Origin of the sequence: Clostridium sp., from assembly GCF_036569345.1 — a bacterium.
Classification (GTDB): domain Bacteria; phylum Bacillota; class Clostridia; order Clostridiales; family Clostridiaceae; genus Clostridium_AD.
In genome coordinates, this window is the sequence record NZ_DATCQT010000029.1 from 1 (window position 1) to 19,941 (window position 19,941).

The 19,941-nt window shown below is 29.9% G+C and carries 17 protein-coding genes and 1 pseudogene; 13 read left to right on the top strand and 5 right to left on the bottom strand.

Annotated features, from left to right (window positions below; all coding sequences use genetic code 11):
- Positions 1 to 184 precede the first annotated feature (184 nt).
- Positions 185 to 517 (bottom strand): hypothetical protein, encoded by a 333-nt coding sequence (locus VIM70_RS02245; RefSeq protein ID WP_331943711.1) that lies wholly within the window; start codon positions 515 to 517, stop codon positions 185 to 187.
- 216 nt (positions 518 to 733) lie between these two features.
- On the bottom strand, positions 734 to 1,690 hold the full coding sequence (locus VIM70_RS02250) for an asparagine synthetase A (protein WP_331943713.1): 957 nt from the start codon (positions 1,688 to 1,690) through the stop codon (positions 734 to 736).
- Positions 1,691 to 1,961: 271 nt separating this feature from the next.
- Here VIM70_RS02250 and VIM70_RS02255 point away from each other — a divergent pair, with 271 nt between their 5' ends.
- The 6 genes from VIM70_RS02255 (at position 1,962) to VIM70_RS02280 (ending at position 6,604) form a co-directional block, all read left to right on the top strand.
- Entirely contained in the window at positions 1,962 to 2,426 is a 465-nt protein-coding gene (locus VIM70_RS02255; RefSeq protein WP_331943715.1) for an Lrp/AsnC ligand binding domain-containing protein, read from the top strand.
- 832 nt (positions 2,427 to 3,258) lie between these two features.
- Positions 3,259 to 4,035 carry a transporter substrate-binding domain-containing protein gene (locus VIM70_RS02260; RefSeq protein ID WP_331943717.1) on the top strand — a complete coding sequence of 259 codons (777 nt, stop codon included), beginning with the start codon at positions 3,259 to 3,261 and terminating at the stop codon, positions 4,033 to 4,035.
- A gap of 71 nt (positions 4,036 to 4,106) precedes the next feature.
- Positions 4,107 to 4,700 (top strand): amino acid ABC transporter permease, encoded by a 594-nt coding sequence (locus VIM70_RS02265; RefSeq protein WP_414648646.1) that lies wholly within the window; start codon positions 4,107 to 4,109, stop codon positions 4,698 to 4,700.
- Positions 4,697 to 5,419 carry an amino acid ABC transporter ATP-binding protein gene (locus tag VIM70_RS02270; RefSeq protein WP_331943721.1) on the top strand — a complete coding sequence of 241 codons (723 nt, stop codon included), beginning with the start codon at positions 4,697 to 4,699 and terminating at the stop codon, positions 5,417 to 5,419. The genes VIM70_RS02265 and VIM70_RS02270 overlap by 4 nt, the downstream gene beginning before the upstream one ends.
- 296 nt (positions 5,420 to 5,715) lie before the next feature.
- Positions 5,716 to 6,156, top strand: a complete 441-nt coding sequence (locus VIM70_RS02275) for a GatB/YqeY domain-containing protein (RefSeq protein ID WP_331943723.1) — start codon at positions 5,716 to 5,718, stop codon at positions 6,154 to 6,156.
- Positions 6,157 to 6,376: 220 nt separating this feature from the next.
- Positions 6,377 to 6,604, top strand: coding sequence for an alpha/beta-type small acid-soluble spore protein (locus tag VIM70_RS02280; protein WP_331943725.1), 228 nt, complete (start codon positions 6,377 to 6,379; stop codon positions 6,602 to 6,604).
- Positions 6,605 to 6,656: 52 nt separating this feature from the next.
- Here the strand turns inward: VIM70_RS02280 and VIM70_RS02285 are convergent, their stop codons facing one another.
- Complete coding sequence (locus VIM70_RS02285; protein WP_331943727.1) at positions 6,657 to 7,121, bottom strand: GreA/GreB family elongation factor; 465 nt, start codon at positions 7,119 to 7,121, stop codon at positions 6,657 to 6,659.
- A gap of 433 nt (positions 7,122 to 7,554) precedes the next feature.
- Between VIM70_RS02285 and VIM70_RS02290 the strand changes: the two are divergent.
- The 4 genes and pseudogenes from VIM70_RS02290 to VIM70_RS02305 all read left to right on the top strand — a co-directional run.
- Positions 7,555 to 8,097, top strand: a pseudogene (locus VIM70_RS02290) (glutathione peroxidase); the annotation flags it as partial.
- Positions 8,098 to 8,333: 236 nt separating this feature from the next.
- Complete coding sequence (rbr, locus tag VIM70_RS02295) at positions 8,334 to 8,924, top strand: rubrerythrin (RefSeq protein ID WP_331943729.1); 591 nt, start codon at positions 8,334 to 8,336, stop codon at positions 8,922 to 8,924.
- 233 nt (positions 8,925 to 9,157) lie between these two features.
- On the top strand, positions 9,158 to 12,079 hold the full coding sequence (locus tag VIM70_RS02300) for an ABC transporter substrate binding protein (RefSeq protein ID WP_331943731.1): 2,922 nt from the start codon (positions 9,158 to 9,160) through the stop codon (positions 12,077 to 12,079).
- A gap of 31 nt (positions 12,080 to 12,110) precedes the next feature.
- Positions 12,111 to 13,469 carry an MATE family efflux transporter gene (locus tag VIM70_RS02305; protein ID WP_331943733.1) on the top strand — a complete coding sequence of 453 codons (1,359 nt, stop codon included), beginning with the start codon at positions 12,111 to 12,113 and terminating at the stop codon, positions 13,467 to 13,469.
- Positions 13,470 to 13,597: 128 nt separating this feature from the next.
- On the opposite strand, the gene VIM70_RS02310 is transcribed toward VIM70_RS02305, so the two are convergent.
- Positions 13,598 to 14,716: an NADH-dependent flavin oxidoreductase gene (locus VIM70_RS02310; RefSeq protein ID WP_331943735.1), complete on the bottom strand. Its 1,119-nt coding sequence runs from the start codon at positions 14,714 to 14,716 to the stop codon at positions 13,598 to 13,600.
- A gap of 314 nt (positions 14,717 to 15,030) precedes the next feature.
- Between VIM70_RS02310 and VIM70_RS02315 the strand changes: the two genes are divergently transcribed.
- Together VIM70_RS02315 and lon are read left to right on the top strand one after the other, a co-directional pair.
- On the top strand, positions 15,031 to 15,594 hold the full coding sequence (locus tag VIM70_RS02315; RefSeq protein ID WP_331943737.1) for a TetR/AcrR family transcriptional regulator: 564 nt from the start codon (positions 15,031 to 15,033) through the stop codon (positions 15,592 to 15,594).
- A gap of 134 nt (positions 15,595 to 15,728) precedes the next feature.
- On the top strand, positions 15,729 to 18,116 hold the full coding sequence (gene lon, locus VIM70_RS02320; RefSeq protein ID WP_331943739.1) for an endopeptidase La: 2,388 nt from the start codon (positions 15,729 to 15,731) through the stop codon (positions 18,114 to 18,116).
- A gap of 132 nt (positions 18,117 to 18,248) precedes the next feature.
- Here lon and VIM70_RS02325 read toward each other — a convergent pair whose 3' ends face one another.
- Positions 18,249 to 19,037: an IclR family transcriptional regulator gene (locus VIM70_RS02325; RefSeq protein ID WP_331943741.1), complete on the bottom strand. Its 789-nt coding sequence runs from the start codon at positions 19,035 to 19,037 to the stop codon at positions 18,249 to 18,251.
- Positions 19,038 to 19,297: 260 nt separating this feature from the next.
- Here VIM70_RS02325 and VIM70_RS02330 point away from each other — a divergent pair, with 260 nt between their 5' ends.
- Entirely contained in the window at positions 19,298 to 19,849 is a 552-nt protein-coding gene (locus VIM70_RS02330; RefSeq protein WP_331943743.1) for a transketolase C-terminal domain-containing protein, read from the top strand.
- Positions 19,850 to 19,941: the final 92 nt, after the last annotated feature.

The window sequence follows — 19,941 nt, forward strand, 5'->3', positions numbered from 1 at the left end:
CTCAACTGTTTTTTGATTTTCTAATGCGAAATATAGTGTTTTGTTCTAACTCATTCATAATTCAAAATGCTATCGCATAACTACATGTAAAATAAACCCAGTATAATAAAAAATTATACTGGGTTTGTAAACAACCTGAACAAAAGCCACCTATAATAAGGTGGCTTTTGTAATATAAAAATTACTATTTAATTACAGGCACTTCTTTTCCCCATTCAGAGATATACTTTGAAAGTTCATCTTTCATAACGGGTATTCGGGTTCCTACTGCTCCACAATGGAGGCACTTGTCATTTTTAAATCCTTGTTCATCACATTTATCTAGAGATTCTTGGTCACATCCATAATTGCCGCATTCTGAACATCTGAATATAGGGTTTTTACAAGGATGTTCATTTTTAACACCCGGACAGTTGGCAATATTTAATTTCTCAACATCTGTCATTTCAATGTGGCGTTTCTGATTTAGACGGCCTCCTCGTAACCAGCGTTCATTATTTGAAAATTTCTTTGGCATAAACATCACTCCTTCGTATAATCACTGTATTATTAGAAACTAGGAATCGAGGTATATGGTCCATAACATTTTTAACGAAAATTTAGAATATTCTATTTTTACTATATCATTAATTTCATTACAGTTCAACACTTTTCGACAAAAAGTATATTAAAAAGACATAATTAAAGATAAAAAAATGATGACTATTTAAATAGTCATCATTTTTTATTTCCCCTAGAATATATATTGCTCACCAGGTTTTCTACAGAAGAGTGTAACATCACTAATTTCAGGTTGCTGAGTTATAAATCTAGTTATTCTTTCTACTCCAAAACCAGCTCCAGCTGTCTTAAATAGTTCACCTTGTTTTGCAAGTTCTATATAATATCTAAATGCATTCTCATCAGTTGCGAGTTCTCTCATTCTTAAAAGTATTCGATCTAATGTGAATTCTCTTTCTCCTCCACTTAAACCTTCACCGAATCCTAGTGGCCAAATAAGATCATAATTTCTATAAGTTCCTAAATTATCTAAATCTTCAGCATCATAGAATTCTCTTTTATGGTTTGTTAAGAAAAAAGGCTCTGTTGCTGCTTTTGAAGCTTCTGCTTCGAAATCATCACCATATTTTGCTTGCATTTCATCAGTTGTATATTTTTTGAATGGTCCACTTATATTAAGATGATCTGTACCTACGCCAAGCCTTGTAAGCTCTGGAATACAGTTTTCTTTCACAAATTTGAATATAAAAGTAATAATTTCTTCTATAAATTGAAGTATATCTTCCATAGTTTTTTCTTTGAATTCAAAGTCTACCTGAGTAAATTCAAATAGATGTCTGGAATCCCCTCTAGTTGCCATTTCTAGTCTTATGTTAGGAGATACTATATAAAGACTATCAATATCATCGTTTAACATAGTCATTTGTTTGTGGAATATCATTGATTTCATAACGTTGAATGTTTGTTTGTTATAAGTCATTTCACATTCTTCAACACTATGATTTAATGTATCTGTAATTGGAGACATCATAAGAGGTAATATTCTAGTTACTCTTCTCTTATACATAAATTCATCTACAGCTTTTAAAACCGATTGTTGAACAAATAATATATCCTTAATTTTCTTATTTTTAATCATAGACACTGCTTTTTCTAATATTACTTTTTCTTCTTTTATTAATTCTGCCATTATTAATTCCCCCTAATAAGTTCTCGTTTTTGTTTCATCCATTGATAATATAATAATACATTAAGCTAATTATTACAATATATTTAATATATATTTATTATTTTTACTGAATAAGTAATTTAAAGCATTACATATTAACATATTGTTAAAAAGCTTATTTTATTTGCGTTTTTTTTGCTAATTTGCTAATATGTTTGTTATAATCATATAAAGTATATGAGATTGTTAATTTTACTTAGTTATTTATATTAATGTAATAGGAGATGATGTTGTGGAATTGAATATTTCTGGTTTAGATGAAGTTGACTATCAAATATTAGACATTTTAATTAAAGATTCTAGGACGCCTTATCTTGAAATTGCAAGGCACTGTCATGTAAGTGGGGGTACAATTCACGTTAGAATGAATAAAATGCAAGAAATGGGTATTATTAAAGGTACAAGACTTATATTAGATACAAAAAAACTTGGATATGATGTATGTTGTTTTATTGGAATATTTCTTAACAAAGCATCCTCATATCCAGATGTATTAGAACAACTTAAAGAAATAAAAGAAATAGTGGAGTTACATTACACTACTGGTGCATATTCTATATTTATTAAGGTTATGTGTAAGAGCATATCTAATCTCCAGGATTTACTAATGAACCGCCTTCAGGTAATAGCAGGAGTTCAAAGTACAGATACTTTTATAACCTTATCCCAACCTATAGATAGAAGTATATCCTTTTAATATATTCCTATTTATATTTCATTGCAAAACAAAATCAGCTAATCCACTATAAAATCAGATGGGTTAGCTGATTTTTTTTAATTTTTGGAAATTTTTGAATTTTTCATATGTATGCTTATAGGTATACTCAATTTTAAAAGGTCAATAGCGGTAAGGATTAAAGGCGGTCCATAATTATTAAAAAATTCTATTACTTTACTACTTGTTTCTACTGTGGAATTGGCATATGCGAAATGTTTACTAAAAAAAAGAATTGCTATAGTAAAGCCAATTATTTTGCGATATTCATGTTGCCTAATATCTTTTGCTTTTGTTTCAAAAATAAGATTGTTTATATTATTCACCTCTACTTTTCTATGATTACGTAGATTGATTGTTTTAAATATAATAAACTCCCTCCTCATATAGGTTTTATCTTATTAATTATATAGTAGTAATTATAAAACAAAGTGTTACTAGAAGGTGAACTAAGGGTATAGATGTTTATACATAACTTAATAAAAAACTATTATAAATATGCACTCTAAGTAGAATATGAAGTTAAATCTTGCAGAAAAATAAATGCAAGATTTTTTTTATTTTTATCAAAACATTGAGAATGATAATTATATATAATAGAAAATGGAACTCCTAAATAATCATTAAATTAAGTGGTAGCCTTTAAAGAACGATTTTTAAAAAGTTTTATAATATTGTAAAATTAAACCCAATTGAATGTTCAAAACAATTGACACTCATCAATTGTTAATATATAATAATAATATTATTATCACAATCAAATATTTTGCGTATATTATTAACAAAGTGAGTGTATATTAGGGGGGAATTAATAATGAACAAAAAAAACATATTACAAGTTGCAATAGTATCAATTCTTGCAGTGTCACTATTGAGTGGCTGCAGTGGGGCATCAAAAGAGAGCACAACAGCCGCTAAAAAATATACTATATCCACAGATGCTACGTATGCACCTTTCGAGTATGAGAAGGATGGGAAATACGTAGGTATTGATATTGATATATTAGATGCAATTTCTAAATCAGAAGGTTTTACGTATGAATTAAAGCCAATGAACTTTAAGGGTATAATCCCAGCGCTCGCTGCTAACCAAATTGATGCAGCTATTGCGGGAATTTCAATTACCGACGCGAGAAAAAAGGTTGTTGATTTCTCAGATGGTTATTATGAATCAGGGTTATCAGCTGTAGTAAGTGAAAAAAATACTACTATAAAAACATTAGATGATCTAAAAGGAAAGATATTTGCAGTTAAGAAAGGGACTTCAGGTTCAACTTATGCTGAAGCAAATCAAGCTAAATATAAAGGAACTATAAGATACTTTGATGATACACCTGCTATGTTTGAAGAAGTAATCAATGGAAATGCAGATGTTACTTTTGAAGATTACCCAGTTGTTGCTTATAGAATTAGTATTGATCCAAAAAGTGGACTTAGAATTGCTGGAGAGAAAATCAACAAAGATTATTATGGATTTGCAGTTAAAAAAGGATCAAACAAAGAATTAATAACAAAATTTAACGCAGGTCTTAAAAAGATAAAAGCGAATGGTGAATATGACAAAATAATAGCTAAATACATTAAAAAATAAAGAGGTGACACAATTTGGATACATTAATTTTATTTAAAGAAAGTTTACCTAGTTTAATGAAGGGTCTCTCTATGACAATTCAAATAACTGTTGTAGGGTTAATTTCAGCTACAATAATTGGGTTAGTTGTAGGTTTTATAAACGTTGGAAAAAACAAAACATTAAAAGTTGTAGCCATGATTTATATTGATGTAATGAGAGGTACTCCATTAATAGTTCAAGCTTTCTTTATATATTTTGGCCTTCCAAGTGCTTTGAATTTTAAGATAGATGCTTTTACAGCAGGCACTTTAGCAATTAGTTTGAATGCAGGTGCATATATGGCAGAAATTTTTAGAGGTGGTATTTTGGCTGTAGACAAAGGTCAAATGGAAGCAGCTAGAAGCCTAGGACTACCTTATGGCAAAGCTATGATGAAAGTAATATTACCTCAAGCGGTAAGAAAAATGGTGCCTGCTATAATTAATCAATTTATCATATCATTGAAAGATACTTCAATACTATCCGTAATAGGGATTAGAGAGTTAACGCAAAGTGGTGAAATAATCATTGCATCAAATTACAGAGCACTTGAAATATGGGCTATGGTAGGATTGGTTTATTTTGTACCAATAATGATTTTGTCTACTGTTTCAAGAAGGATTGAGAGGTATTTAACCATATGATAAAAGTAAAGAGTCTTAAAAAGAATTTTGGAAAACTCGTGGTGCTTGATGGAATTGATTTTTATGTGACTAAAGGTGATGTGCTATGTATAATAGGCCCATCAGGGTCTGGAAAAAGTACACTTTTAAGATGTTTAAACATGTTAGAAGAGAAATTAGAAGGAACAATTTTAATAAATGATGTTGATGTAGATGGTAAGAATGTAAATATTAATAAGTTAAGAGAAAAAATTGGTATGGTATTTCAATCATTTAATCTATTTCCACATTTGAATGTATTACAAAACGTAATGCTTGCTCCAGTGCAACTAAAGAAAATGGGAAAAGAAGAAGCGAAGAATACAGCTTTAGGATTACTAAAAAAAGTCGGACTTAGTGAAAAAGCTTATGAATACCCAGAAAAACTATCGGGTGGACAACAACAAAGGGTTGCCATAGCTAGAGCTATGGCAATGAACCCTGAAATAATGTTGTTTGATGAACCAACCTCAGCATTAGATCCTGAAATGGTGGGAGAAGTTCTTCAAGTAATTAAAGACTTAGCAAAAGATGGAATGACAATGGTAATTGTAACTCACGAGATGGGTTTTGCAAAAGAAGTATCAGATAGAGTAATATTTATGAGTGATGGAAAAATTGTGGAACAGGATAAACCTGAAAATCTTTTTTCAAACCCTCAATGTGCAAGAACAAAGGAATTTTTAAATAAATTGCTTTAAGTTAGGTTCTAAGTAGTTTATTTTCGTGTAACCTTAGCATACTTAAATAAGATTTATTAAAAAACTGCCTGCAAGTTTGTTTTAACAATCTTACAGGCAGTTTTTTCTTAATATTCAATTAAAAATTGGAATGTACATTCGATTGTTAAATTTGTAAATTTAAGTCTGAAGGCTAATTAAGATCATTATTTAGTCAAAGTGAACTGATAAGTGTATAATGTGATATAGGATTGGTTTTGATAAGTTAGCAAGATAACTTGTTAAAAGATATTAAATTAATTTGGAGGTAGGTACATATGTTAAAACAAACATTAAAAGACGATATTATTAAATATATGAAGAATAGGGATAAGGTAAGGTTGACTACTTTAAGGACTTTAATGGCTGAAGTTAGATATAAAGAAATAGATTCAAAAAAAGATATCGAAGACGATGAATTAATTGGTATTGTTGAGAAAACAATTAAACAATTAAATGAAACACTTAGTTATGCAAAGCAAGCTAATAAAGAAGAAATAATTGCAGAAACAAAAATTTCTATTGAATTGCTTACAAATTATATGCCAATGCAATTAACTGATGATGAAGCAAAAGCAATTGTTATTGAAGTTATTGCAGAAAATGGATTTAAAGGAAAGGGAGATATGGGGAAGGTTATGAAGGCAGTTATGCCAAAGCTAAAAGGAAAGTATGAAAGCAAAAAGGTAAATCCTCTTGTAATACAATTACTGGCATAGGAGAAAAGTGAGGTAGCAATATATATTGCTACCTTTATTTAATATTAGACGGTAGCACTGCTGAAAATATTTTGTAGTTTTTTTAAGGTTAAATTATATTTATTTAATGAATAAAAAATTCTTTTTAAAAAATACTAACTGTAGATATGCAAGTTACAAATTAAAATTATTAAAATTTATTTTGGATATCTAAAATAAAAAATTAGAGGGAGGTAGTAAAATGAGTAGAAGAGCATTAGTACCAGAAGCGATGGGAAAACTTGAAAAATTCAAAATGGAAGTAGCTCAAGATATGGCAATTGATAACATTCAGAGCAGAAATGTGAATATGAGTGATGTGGCAAGTAACGCAGTAAATAAAATAAAAAATTCAGGTAACGTTGGTGGAGAAATGGTAAAAAGAATGGTAGAAGCAGCAGAAAAAAATATGGTGGATCAGAATAAATAAAAAATGTAATTTAAGCAGAAATTAATCTCTGCTTAAATTTTTAATAAAGTTACTAATAGATTTTTTCTATAAGTACTTCATAATTACTTTCTGGAGATATAACAATGCATTTCTCTCCAAGTGCTTTTTTATAAATTGCTTTTCCCAGTGGTGATTCAATACTTATATTCATTAATTCAGGGTTGGTCTCTACAGTAGACACCAAACATACTTTTTCAATATCATCTGTATCAAGAAATTTAATATCAGCTTGGCCACCAAGCCCTAAATGGTTATCATCACTGTCGTCCTCAACTACAGTAGAGTTCCGAAGCAACTCTTGAATAGTAATTATTCTATCATTGTTAGTTGCTTCATCATCTTTAGCTGCGTCATATTCTGCATTCTCACTTAAATCTCCATGGCTCTTTGCTTCTTTAATTTCTGCGGTTATCTCTCTTCTTTTTTCGCCTGTGCGAAGTGTTAATTCGTTTTCTAATTTTAATACACCACTTGGTGTTAATATGGTACTTTTCATATGTTGTCACTCCTAACAAATTTTTCGTATATAATGTTTATTTCTCTATTTAAATATTGAGAAGACAATAAAGAATTATTATATCACAGTTTGGTTTGAAATATTAATTTAATTGTACTTTTCTTTACATTTATGTTACAATACTTTTAAACAATTTAAAGCAATAATGACTATTATAAAACATTAATTGCTGTTTATTAATTATTTGGAAACAATATAAATTCATTAATCTAAACTAAGATAATTTTAATAGTTTTGAAAAAGAGTAATTGTAGAAAAGCGTTGAAAAATGGTGGCAAAAATGTTATGATATAGAAAGAATATTCTAAATTTTATAAAAAAATGTTAGGAATATACTTAATAAAACTACAAGATTCTGATAATAATATGATTATACAAATAACTCAAATTTATATAAATGGAGGGATGACAAATGACAATTTATGATTTTAAAGCAACCACCATAGATGGTGAAGAAGTTAATCTACAACAGTACAAGGGAAAAGTACTTCTTATAGTTAATACAGCAAGCAAATGTGGATTTACACCACAGTATGAGGGTCTAGAGAAACTATATAACCAGTACAAGGATAAAGGCCTTGAGATACTTGGATTCCCAAGCAATCAATTCGCTGGACAAGAACCAGGCACAAGCGATGAAATAAAAAATTTTTGCATGATTAATTATGGAGTGAGTTTTCAATTGTTCCAAAAGAGCGATGTTCGAGGAGAAGACATTCATCCGCTTTTTAAATATCTTACTGAAGAAACTACTTTTAAAGGGTTTGATTTGAATCACCCTAATGGTAAAAAACTTAATGACATGCTGAAGGAAAGGTTTCCTGAATTCTTAAAAGGGGATTCAGTAAAATGGAATTTCACAAAATTTCTTATTGACACTGATGGTAATATAATAGAAAGGTATGAACCTACAACTCAGCCGGAATCTATTTCTACAGATATTGAAAAACTTCTAGTCAAATCAAATGAGAATGATATAAGTAATAAAAAGATATATACTGGTGAAAATGATGAAGAAGTTTTAAATTGTGAAGGAAAACCTTGTAACTTTGTTTACAATGATAAAAAGGAATAGTTAGAAAGCATATTACACTATTTAAGTATTATGGAAAATAAATAGTTTAGTTATAAGTATTAATATATATGGCTGGTTTAATTAAAGTCATATATAAATTAAAAGGAGGATGTAAATTGAAAAGTTTAAAAGGAACAAAAACGGCTGAAAATCTTATGAAATCTTTTGCTGGAGAATCTCAAGCAAGAAATAGGTACACTTTTTATGCTTCAATAGCTAAAAAGGAAGGTTACGTGCAAATACAAAACATATTTACTGAAACAGCAGGTAATGAAAAAGAGCATGCAGAAAGGTTCTTTAAATTTTTAGTAGGTAATGCATTAAATGGAGAAGCAGTTGTTATCAATGATGCAGGTTATCCTGTTTTCTTAGGTGATACTAAAGGAAATCTATTAGCAGCAGCAGCTGGTGAAAATGAAGAGTGGTCAACTTTATATCCTCATTTCGCAGACGTTGCAGAGCAGGAAGGTTTTTCTGACATTGCATTAATATATAGAAAAATAGCTGAAGTTGAAAAAAGACATGAAGCAAGATATAACAAGCTAGCTAAAAACATAGAAGATGGAACTGTTTTTAGAAAAAATGAAAAAACTTTATGGAAGTGCGATAATTGTGGATATATATTTGAAGGTAACAATGCACCAGAAATTTGTCCAGCATGTGCTCATCCAAAAGCTTATTTTGAATTATTCACAGAAAACTATTAAAAAATGAAAACTAAAAAATTAAATTATAAAAAATGATTTTAAAGAAATGAATGGAGACGTGAGTGAAACTCATAACTTTATTCATTTCTTTAATTTTTGCCAAAAATGGTGTATAAAATAATGGAAGGATATCTTTGTATGTTTTATTAAAATAAGAGAGGAAATTATAGGTATTGTAATCCAATAATGGTATAATATTAATATTATTGATGTTACATGAGAAGAGGTTTAATATGAAGAAAAAAATATTCCTATTATTTTTTGCAATATTTATAATTTTTAATAGATTTCCCTCAAATGCTTTTGCTTCTATTGAACACAAAAATAGAGTATTATTTATTAGTTCTTATAATTCTTCTTTCCCAACTTTCTTTCAACAAATAGATGGGATTAAATCCGTTTTATCAGATAAAAATTACATATTAGATGTAGAATTTTTGGATAGTAAAAGATTTTTTCAAGAAAAAAACATTGAAAATTTTTATAATTCAATAAAATACAAAATAAAGAATGAACCTGAAAAATATGATGCAGTTATTGTAGGAGACGATAATGCTTATGATTTTGCTTTAAAATATCAAAATGAACTTTTTAATAAAATTCCAATTGTTTTTTTTGGAATAAATGATTTTGAAAAAGCCATAAAATCAAAAAAAAATCCTTTTGTAACTGGAGTAGCAGAGGCTGCTTCAGTTAGGGAAACAATAGAAGTAGCCATGAGTATAAAGCCTAGTGTTACAAAGGTTGTGGCTATAGGAGACTCTACAGAAACTAGTGTCCAAGATGTTAAAAGTTTTTATATTCAACAAAAGTATTTTAGTAATCTTAAATTTTCAGATATAAATTTAGGAAAATTGAATATTGATGATTTTAAGAATCAGTTAAGAAGTATAGATAATAATACAATTGTAGTTTTTATTGCTGCGTTTAGAGATTTAACTGGGAGTGCAATTGACTTTCAAACAGGGCTTAAAATTGTGAGTGATAATTGTAGTCAGCCTATATTTGACCTATATCTTTATGGCTCAGGAGATGGGCTAATAGGTGGGAAGCTTGTTAGTCATATTGAACAAGGAAAAACCGCAGCACAAATGGTGAAAAAAATACTCTCAGGAACTCCTGTTCAGCAGATACCTATAATAGAGAAAAGTCCTAATAAATACATATTTGATTATAATCAATTGAAGAAATTTAATATAAAGGAAGAGTTACTTCCGAAGGGCAGTTTAATATTAAATAAAGAAGTATCTTTTTATGACAACTATAAAATATATATATGGTTTGTTTTAAGTATTTTCATTGTAATGATGTTTTTTATTGCTCATTTATTAAGGAGTATTTTTTTTAGAAAAAAGGCAGAACTAGATTTAGTAGAAGCTAATAATGCTCTGGGAGCTACATATGAGGAATTAGAATCATCTTCAGAGGAACTAAAGGCACAATTTGATGAAATACAAATGCAAGGTGAAATAGTAGTTCATGCTAAAGAAAGCTATAGGTTAATATGCGAAGCAAGCACAGGTGGAACATGGGACTTTGATTTATTAACAAATGTACGGGTATTTACAGAAAGTTGGTACATGGAATATGGTTTTTTGGAAAGTGACTTTCTTAATATAAAAAATTGGACGAATCACATACATTCTGAAGATAAAGAAATATTTTTAACTTATCAAAAATCAATTAAAGAAAGCAATCATGAGAAATATTCCTGTGAGTATAGAATTAAAGCAAATAAGGTCGAATATAGATATTTTGTAGAAAAGTCTATAGTTGTACGTGATCCTGACGGCAAAATCCAGCGTATTGCAGGGTCGCATACAGATATAACGGACAGAAAACTTCAAGATATTAAAATTGAGAAACTAGCATATCATGATATTTTGACAGGACTGCCTAATAGAACCTATTTACATAAAGAGTTAGATTCTGTACTACTTAATTGTGACAAGAGTTTTTTATGTGGTTCTACTATTTTTATTGGTTTAGATAATTTTAGTCTTATAAATGAATTTTTTGGACATGAAACTGGGGACAAGGTACTTGTTTATATAAGCAATAAACTTAAAGAGACCTTTCAAGATAGTGATAAAGCATTTGTATCTAAATTCGGTGGTGACGAATACGTTATTCTTATAAAAGAGTTAAGTAGTGATGAGGGCGTCAAAGAATATATTAAAAGGATCTTAGAAGTATTTGAAGGAAAGATTGTAATTGAGGATAATGAACTCTATATAACTATTAGTATGGGAATAGTTTTATTTCCAGAAGATGGAGTCACAGCACAACAACTTCTTAAAAATGCTGATACGGCATTACATAAGGCAAAAGAATTAGGAAAGAACTGCTATAAGTATTTTGATTACTCTATGAGCGACAGCATAGGAAATAAAATATTGCTTCAGGGTAGTATAAGAAAGGCTCTTGAAAATAATGAATTTATTTTATACTATCAACCTCAGATTGATGTTTTAACTGGTAAGTTATGTGGCTATGAAGCATTAATAAGATGGATGAGCCCGAAGTATGGATTTGTTGGACCAGATAGATTTATAAAGCTTGCAGAAGAAAATGGAACCATTGTACTGTTAGGTAGATGGGTACTTACACAAGCTTGTGAATTTTGCAAAAAGATTAATGTTAATGAGGAAGATAAATATGTTATATGCGTGAATATTTCCCCAATTGAGCTTATGCAATATGGATTTGTTGATAATGTTAAAGACATTATAAACAAAAGTGGAGTATCCCCAAATCTTATTGAAATTGAAATTACTGAATCTTCATTAATGGAATCCTTCGATATTAATATTGAAAAACTTAATATGTTAAAAGAATTTGGTGTAAGTATTGCTATGGATGATTTTGGGACGGGCTATTCATCACTAAAATATTTAAATCTATTGCCTATAGATACACTAAAAATAGATAAAGCATTTGTAGATGATATTGCAAATAATAATAATGATAAAAATTTCATTGATATTATTATAGTGCTTGCACATAGGATGGGATTAAAGGTTGTAGCCGAAGGAGTAGAGACAGAGATTCAGAAGTTGGTGCTTTCAGCTCAAGGGTGTGATAAAATACAAGGGTATATTTTTAGTAAGCCTATGACGGAACTTGATGCTATAGAATACACAAAAAACTTTTAGTTTTATATTTATGACATGGAGGAAAATTTTTATGAACCAAACAAAAGAATTAGGAACTGAAAGTATAGGAAAACTACTTTTTAAGTTTTCAGTGCCTGCTATATCTGGAATGATTGTAAGCGCCTTATATAACATTGTAGATCGGATTTATATTGGACATATGAAAGGTATAGGAAACGATGCACTTTCAGGACTTGCTATAACGTTTCCAATATCAGTTATTATAATGGCTTTTGGCATGCTTGTTGGATTAGGTGCTAGTGCAGTGATATCAATAAGACTAGGAGAAAAAAACGTCGATTCAGCGGATGATATTTTAGGAAATGCAGTGATACTAATAACAATAGTATCGATAGTAATTGCTCTACTTGGAATTCCATTTTTAGACAAACTTTTAATTTTATTCGGTGCAAGTGAAAATAATATCCCATATGCAAAAGCATATATACAGATTATACTTTTTGGAGCCGTTTTTCAAAACATAGGATTTGGAATTAACAACATAATTAGAGCTGAGGGTAATCCTAAAATGGCAATGTTTACAATGATATTTGGTGCTATTATTAATATTATATTAGATCCAATATTCATATTTGTTTTCGGTATGGGAATTCAAGGTGCTGCAATAGCGACAATAATTTCTCAAGCTTTTAATACTATTTGGGTACTTACATATTTCACTTCTAAAAAAAGTGGAAGCATACTTAAAATAAAGAAAGCTAATTTAAAGCTTCGTAAATATATTATAAAGGATATTTTTGCTATTGGTATTGCACCTTTTTCTATGCAAATAGCATCAAGTCTTGTAGCTATTTTATATAATAAAGGTCTTTACACTTACGGAGGGGATATTGCAGTAGCCGCAATGGGAATATTAAATAGTATATCGATGCTTATTTTTATGCCTATATTTGGTATTAGTCAAGGGATCCAACCTATAATAGGATACAATTATGGGGCTAAATTGTATCCAAGAGTTCTAAAGGTATTAAAATTTGCCATAATAGCAGGTACCAGCATTTGTATAATTGGATTTATCGGTGTACAGCTATTTGCTAAACCACTAATTGGCGTGTTTGTAGGTAATAATCCTGATTTAATAAATCTAGGTGCACGTGGACTTAGAATTGATTTAATAGTTTTGCCCATTATAGGGTTTCAAATTTTGGGATCAAGCTATTTTCAAGCAATAAATGAGGCGAAAACCTCAATGCTTTTAAGTATATTAAGACAAGTAATAGTGTTAATTCCTATTGTTCTTATACTTCCAATATTTTTTAAATTAGATGGTTTATGGTTTTCACAACCTTGTGCGGATTTGATTGCAACTGGTTTAACGGCATTTTTTCTGCATAAAAGTATTAATAAACTCAAATATAAAAATCAGTAACGAACTCAGTAATATTAGGTCTTCCATAGGAAGTCTTAATTTAAATAACAAAGGTGCCAGATATAAATTTATTTTATATCTGGCACTTTTGATATGTTTAATTAAATAAATACTTTATATATTTAAAATTATTCTGTCATTGGGAACCAACCAGGTGTTTTTATAATAACATTCCAAAGTGCTTCTGGGATATCTAAAGATTTTCCATGGCTTTTACTTAAAGTAGTACGAATTTCTGATATTTTTCCGTTTTGAACTTTGCTCACCCATTCTGGTTCCATGATAATCTCTCTGCCAAGAGATATAAATTCAATGCCACTATCCAATGCCTTTATAGCATCCTCCGGTGTATGGATAGAACCAACACCAATAAAAGGTACTCTTCCGTGAATTTGGTTTAGTATTTTGCAAATAATAGGTTTTGTGTTTGTAGTATCTCTCATTGAGCTTTGCCAGAAATCCATTATGGAGCTGTGCAAGTAACTTAGTCCTTGATTCGCTAATACATCTATAAATAAAAGTGAATCTTCTAAAGTTATACCTTGCTTTTCTACTTCCTCTGGTGAAAAACGGTAGCCCACTATAAAGTTTTCCTTCCCATTTTCTTTCACTGTTTTTTTCACTTCGGATATAACAGCCAATGGGAAATTCATTCGTTTTAATATGTTTCCACCCCACATATCTTCTCTAAGGTTGGAGTGATGAGAAAAAAATTGTTGCAATAGATATGTGTTAGCCCCATGAATTTCTACACCATCAAAACCTGCTTCAATGGCGAGTTTTGTTGTTTCTCCAAAGGCTTTAATAGTATCCTGAATTTCTGTTTCTGTCATTTCTCTAGGAGTCATTGCTCCGGGTCTTTCAGGTGCTACTGCGCTGGCACTAATAGTCTGTCCACCGGGTATTTCTGACGGAATTGCCATTCTACCACCATGGAATATTTGCAAAATTGCCAGAGCACCTTCTTCTTTTATGGTTTGGGATAATTTTGTTAACCCAGGTAAAAAACTATTGTCATAGGCAGCAAATTGACCTGGGAATCCTTTGCCTGATGTTCTTACATATGTTGCAGCAGTAATCACTATTCCTACACCTTTTGACCTTGCTTTATAATAACTTAATTCCGCATCAGATACTGTTCCGTCAGGGTTTCCAGAAAAAGTAGTCATAGGCGCCATAACTATAGGATTTCTTACATTTATTGATGAATTTAATGTTCTAGTCTTAAGTAATTTTTCTAATTTCAATTTAATCTCTCCTTTTCAAAATAAATTTTATTACTATTTAGAAAATCAGTTTTCTTATATTTTTTTAAAAACATAGTTACTTTAATACTATGAATAAACTGTATTTTTTATTTTACTTTCCTTTAATTTTATGATACTATATTTTTATAAGAAAGTAAACAATAATAATTATTATAAAATATTTATTGTTATTGTTTTTACATGAATAGATGTTCTATGTATTATTTTGAAGAATAAATTTAGCTACTAACATTAAAATATCTCTTGACAATAAATGAATGGTCATTTATTATAAGACTTATAGAGGTGTGGTAATGAGACGAAAAGATGATGAAAAAGAAAAAAGTATAAAAGAAGCAGTTGTTAAGTTAATACTTGAATTAGGTTTTCATGGTACTTCTATTTCCAAAATTGCCAAAGAGGCAGGGGTTTCCCCAGCTACTGTTTATATTTATTATGAGAACAAAGAGATTATGTTACGTGACATATATCATGAGTATTCTGAAGAAATCTTTGATTATTTACTTAGTATGGTTTATGAGGAGATGGATGGGCGTGAGCTTATTGAAATACTTGCTAGAGGATATTATACCTACATCAAAGAGAATGGAGAGATATTTCATTTTGTAGATCAATTTTCCAGTTGCCCAGCTCTAGCAAGTCATTGTTTAGAAATACAAGGTATTCATAATTTGAATAATTTGTTAGAAGAAATGAAAGCAAAAAGGATACTTAAAGATATCCAAAACGATAATTTAATAGCAATAATTTTTTATCCGGTAAAGTCCATAGCTATTAAGAAATGTACTTGCGAAGTTGAACAAGCAAACTTACTAAAAGAGATGATTTTGATTATGCAGGATGCTTTGTTAGAATGATTAACCAAATTGATTATCAAGTAAAAACGAGAGAATTTTGTGGAAAAATGATTACAAAAGTGTCTCGCTATTATTTAATATATAATTAAATGAACATTCACTTATAAATGTTTTTAAAAGAAAGGATGATGAAAATGATGAGCTTAGATAAAAAAAATAAAGAGGGAATGGTAATTCCTGTAGCGGATATAGTTTTACTATCAGGAATGACTTATACTTTGAATTTAAATAAAATTAGCCAAGAAGAACTTCAAAATTTAGCAAAGGAAGATCAAATTAGTATTGCATTACCTTTAAAGCAAAATTTCAATCAAAGTCAGTTAAAGCAAGAAGATTTTCATAGAGTTGGAGTAACATTTCACGTGAATGCAATTGAAAAAACAGAAAAGGGATATCAAATAAAAATTAAAGTATTAGATAGGGTAGAAATTAAAGAACTTACTATTTATAATGATTTTATTCGCACAGAATTTGAAGTAGCACCAGATCTCATCGACCTTACTCAAGCGAGTCAAGAAGAAATGATAGAGTATGTGAAAAAGATTACTCGTGAGGTTAGTGAAAAATTTAGTGGATCAGACCAGTTTATAAAGATGATAGAGGAACAAAAGGATTTAAATAAACTCATGGCTCATCTTGCTCAATTTATGCCACTAACAAACCAAGAAAAGTATGAGCTAATTGAAACTCAATCATTAAAAGAGCGAAGCCTTAAGTTTATGGATTACCTCTTAAAGCAGAAGGAAGCCTTAAAGTTACAACTAGAAATGGCAGAAAAATTTACTGTGAAAGCAAACAAAAACTATAGAGAATCAGTACTAAGGGATCAATTAAAAGCTATTCAAAATGAATTAAATGAAGGCAAAAGCGAAGGTTCTAAAAAAGAAAAAAATTATATAGATAAGATTGAAGAGGCTCAAATGCCAGTTGAAATAAAAGATGCTGCATTGGATGAACTACAAAAACTAGAAAGACAAAGTGAAAGTAGTGCTGAATATAATGTTTTACGTAACTATTTAGATCTATTAGTTAATCTTCCTTGGAGAAAATCTGAACCTAAAGTTATAAATTTAGGAGAAGCAAGGCGGTTACTTGATCAGCAGCATTATGGTCTTGAAAAAGTTAAGGATAGAATAATACAACATTTAGCGGTTATGCAGCTTAAAAAGGATAAAAAAGGTTCTATTTTATTATTAGTTGGACCACCTGGTACAGGAAAAACAAGTTTAGGTAAAAGTATTGCCGAGGCACTAGGAAGAGAATATATACGACTTAGTTTAGGTGGAATACGTGATGAAGCTGAAATTAGAGGGCATAGAAGGACATATATAGGTGCAATGCCAGGGAGAATTATTCAAAGTATTAAGAAAGCAGGAGTAATAAATCCAGTTATGGTTTTAGATGAAGTGGACAAGCTAATGACAGGCTATAACGGAGATCCAGCTAGCGCATTATTAGAAGTATTAGATCCAGAACAAAACAATAGTTTTACAGATCATTATTTGGATTTACCATATGATTTGTCTGAAGTGTTTTTTGTAGCTACAGCTAACTCCCTAGACAATATTCCAAGGCCTCTACTTGATAGAATGGAGATAATACCAATATCAAGTTACACAATGAATGAAAAATTTCACATTGGTAAAAATCACTTAATACCTGAAATACTTGAAGAACATGGATTAAATACAAATCAGTTAGTTATTGAAGATGAGGCACTAGAAAATATAATTAGTGAATATACAAGAGAGGCTGGCGTTCGAGGACTTAAAAAGCAACTAGCTACCCTTGCAAGAATTACATCAGAGAAGATTGTGTCTAATAAGGTAGAGTTGCCGTTCGTTGTTAGTGTAAGCGATCTTGATGATTTACTTGGAAGAAAAGTTTCAAGCCATGATAAGGCTCAAACGGATAACCCACCAGGAGTTGTTACGGGACTTGCATGGACATCAGTAGGTGGAGAGATACTTTTTATTGAAGCTACAGACATGATAGGAAGTGGACAACTTACCTTAACAGGGCAATTAGGAGATGTTATGAGAGAATCTGCAAAGATATCTTTAAGTCTACTTAAATCAAGGTTACCAATGAATTCTATAAACTTTAAGGAAAGAGATCTTCATATTCATGTTCCATCAGGATCAGTTCCAAAAGATGGCCCTTCAGCTGGGATTACCTTATTTACTGCACTCGCATCTTTAGTTACCGGCATAAAGGTAGATCCTAAGCTTGCGATGACAGGGGAAATAACCTTAAGAGGGGCAGTACTTCCAATAGGAGGACTTAAGGAAAAATTAATAGGAGCTCAAAGAGCCGGGATAACAAAAATATTAATTCCAAAGGAAAATTTAATTGACATAAAGGATGTACCAGAAGAAATTAAGAGTTTGTTAACAATTAAAACAGTTGAAACAGTAGAGGATGTTCTTCGTGAAGCTCTGGGAATATCATTGCCTAGAGTAGAACATGTATTTACTCCTAATATATCTACTGAGGTAAAGATTAAGGCAAATCAAATATAGATATAAAATAACCTATAAAATAAACACTTTGAAAAAAGTGTTTATTTTATAGGCATTTTTTTTGACATTCTAGGAGAGGGTAGCTCTCGCGTAATATTTTAATTAGTAATTAAATAAATTTTGAGTTGAAATCTATGTAAGAAGAGTTGAAGCATTTATGTCAATATTTAAGTTGTTGAAAAGTAGCTCTATCTTGTTTTTGGCTTGAACTAATAGTTTTGTAATCAATTCAATTTTTTCTGGAGTTTCTCGAAATATAGGAATAGTAACACTAATAGCTATAACAATTTTATTATCTTTACGTACCGGAATCGCAATACATTTAATGTGGTTAGTAGATTCTTCGCATTCTAAGGCAATATTACTTTCATGTATATTAACTAGCTGATTATGCAATACATTTAAATTAGTTATAGTATTTTTAGCGTATGATTTTAGCCCATTAGAATATAAGGTTTCCAAATCTGAAATTGAATAATCACATAGTAATGCTTTGCCTAAAGCTGTACAGTAAGCAGGCAGACGTTTCCCAACTGATGAAATTAGCCTAATAGGTTCTAGAGAGTCTATTTTAGCTATATAGAGAACATCACCTTTATCTAGAATTCCCAGTTGACAAGTTTCAAAGCTTTTATCAACAATATGTCTCATTTCTTCTTTAATGAAATTTAAGGAATTTAAATTTTGTAAATAAGATGAGCCAACAGCAAAAGAATTTATTCCTATTATGTATTTTGATGTTTGTTTGCTTATTGATATGAAATCTCGTTGGTTCATGGTATGTATAACCGGAAAAATAGTGCTTTTGGGTGTACCAATTGCATCGGCAATTTCAGTTAGGGTATACCCGTCAGAAGTTGATGAAAGTAGTTCTAATATGTCTAAAACTCGAGAAGTAGGTCTATGTTCACTCTGAATCACTAGTATACCTCCTTGTATAACATGACTTGTGAAAAAATATAATTTAGTAATTATTTTTAACAAAGTGCAAATCAAATTTAAAGTTACCTCAATTTAAACACTTTTTTATAGTTAATTAGCCACTCTAAAAAAACAAATCTAACTATATAATAACAAATATGTTATTATTTTTCAAGCAATCTCAATTATAAAAAAAATTACCTATTGACACATTATATGTTAGGTGCTACTATAAGTCTATAGAGTTCGTAAATACAAATGTGATTCGTATATACGAACAGGTTATTGATAGTAGTAGACGTAATTTTAAAATAGGTAAAGCAGAAATACTGGAAGTTGGAGATGATGTAGCAATATTAGCATGTGGCACTATGGTAAAAGAGGCACAAATAGCAGCTAATATTTTAAGAGAAAAAGGTATAAATGAAACAGTTGCTGATTTTCTTACAGTAAAACCTATTGATAAAGACATGATTTCTGATTTATCTAAAAAGTGTAAAATGGTAGTTACTGTTGAAGAACATTCAGTTGTAAATGGTTTTGGAAGTGTAGTAGCAGATGTGGTTGCCCCTATTAAAAATGCTCCTCCACTTTATATAATGGGAGTTAAAGAAGGATCGAAAACCACTGGACCATATAGAGAGGTATTAGATTATTACTCTCTAACATGTTGTAAAATAGCAGATAATATTATTACATTATATAAACAACTTGATGATCAATCAAAATGTTTATATAATATAGAAATTAGAACAAATATGAAATTAGAAATGATATGTATGAGGGAAGTAACAATAAATTTTGTGTATTAACTTAAATAAATAACAATCATGTTTGTTAGAGATAAGGTGGTGATAAAAAATAATATGGTAGAGGGTAAAAGCACTAATAGTATATTTTAGTT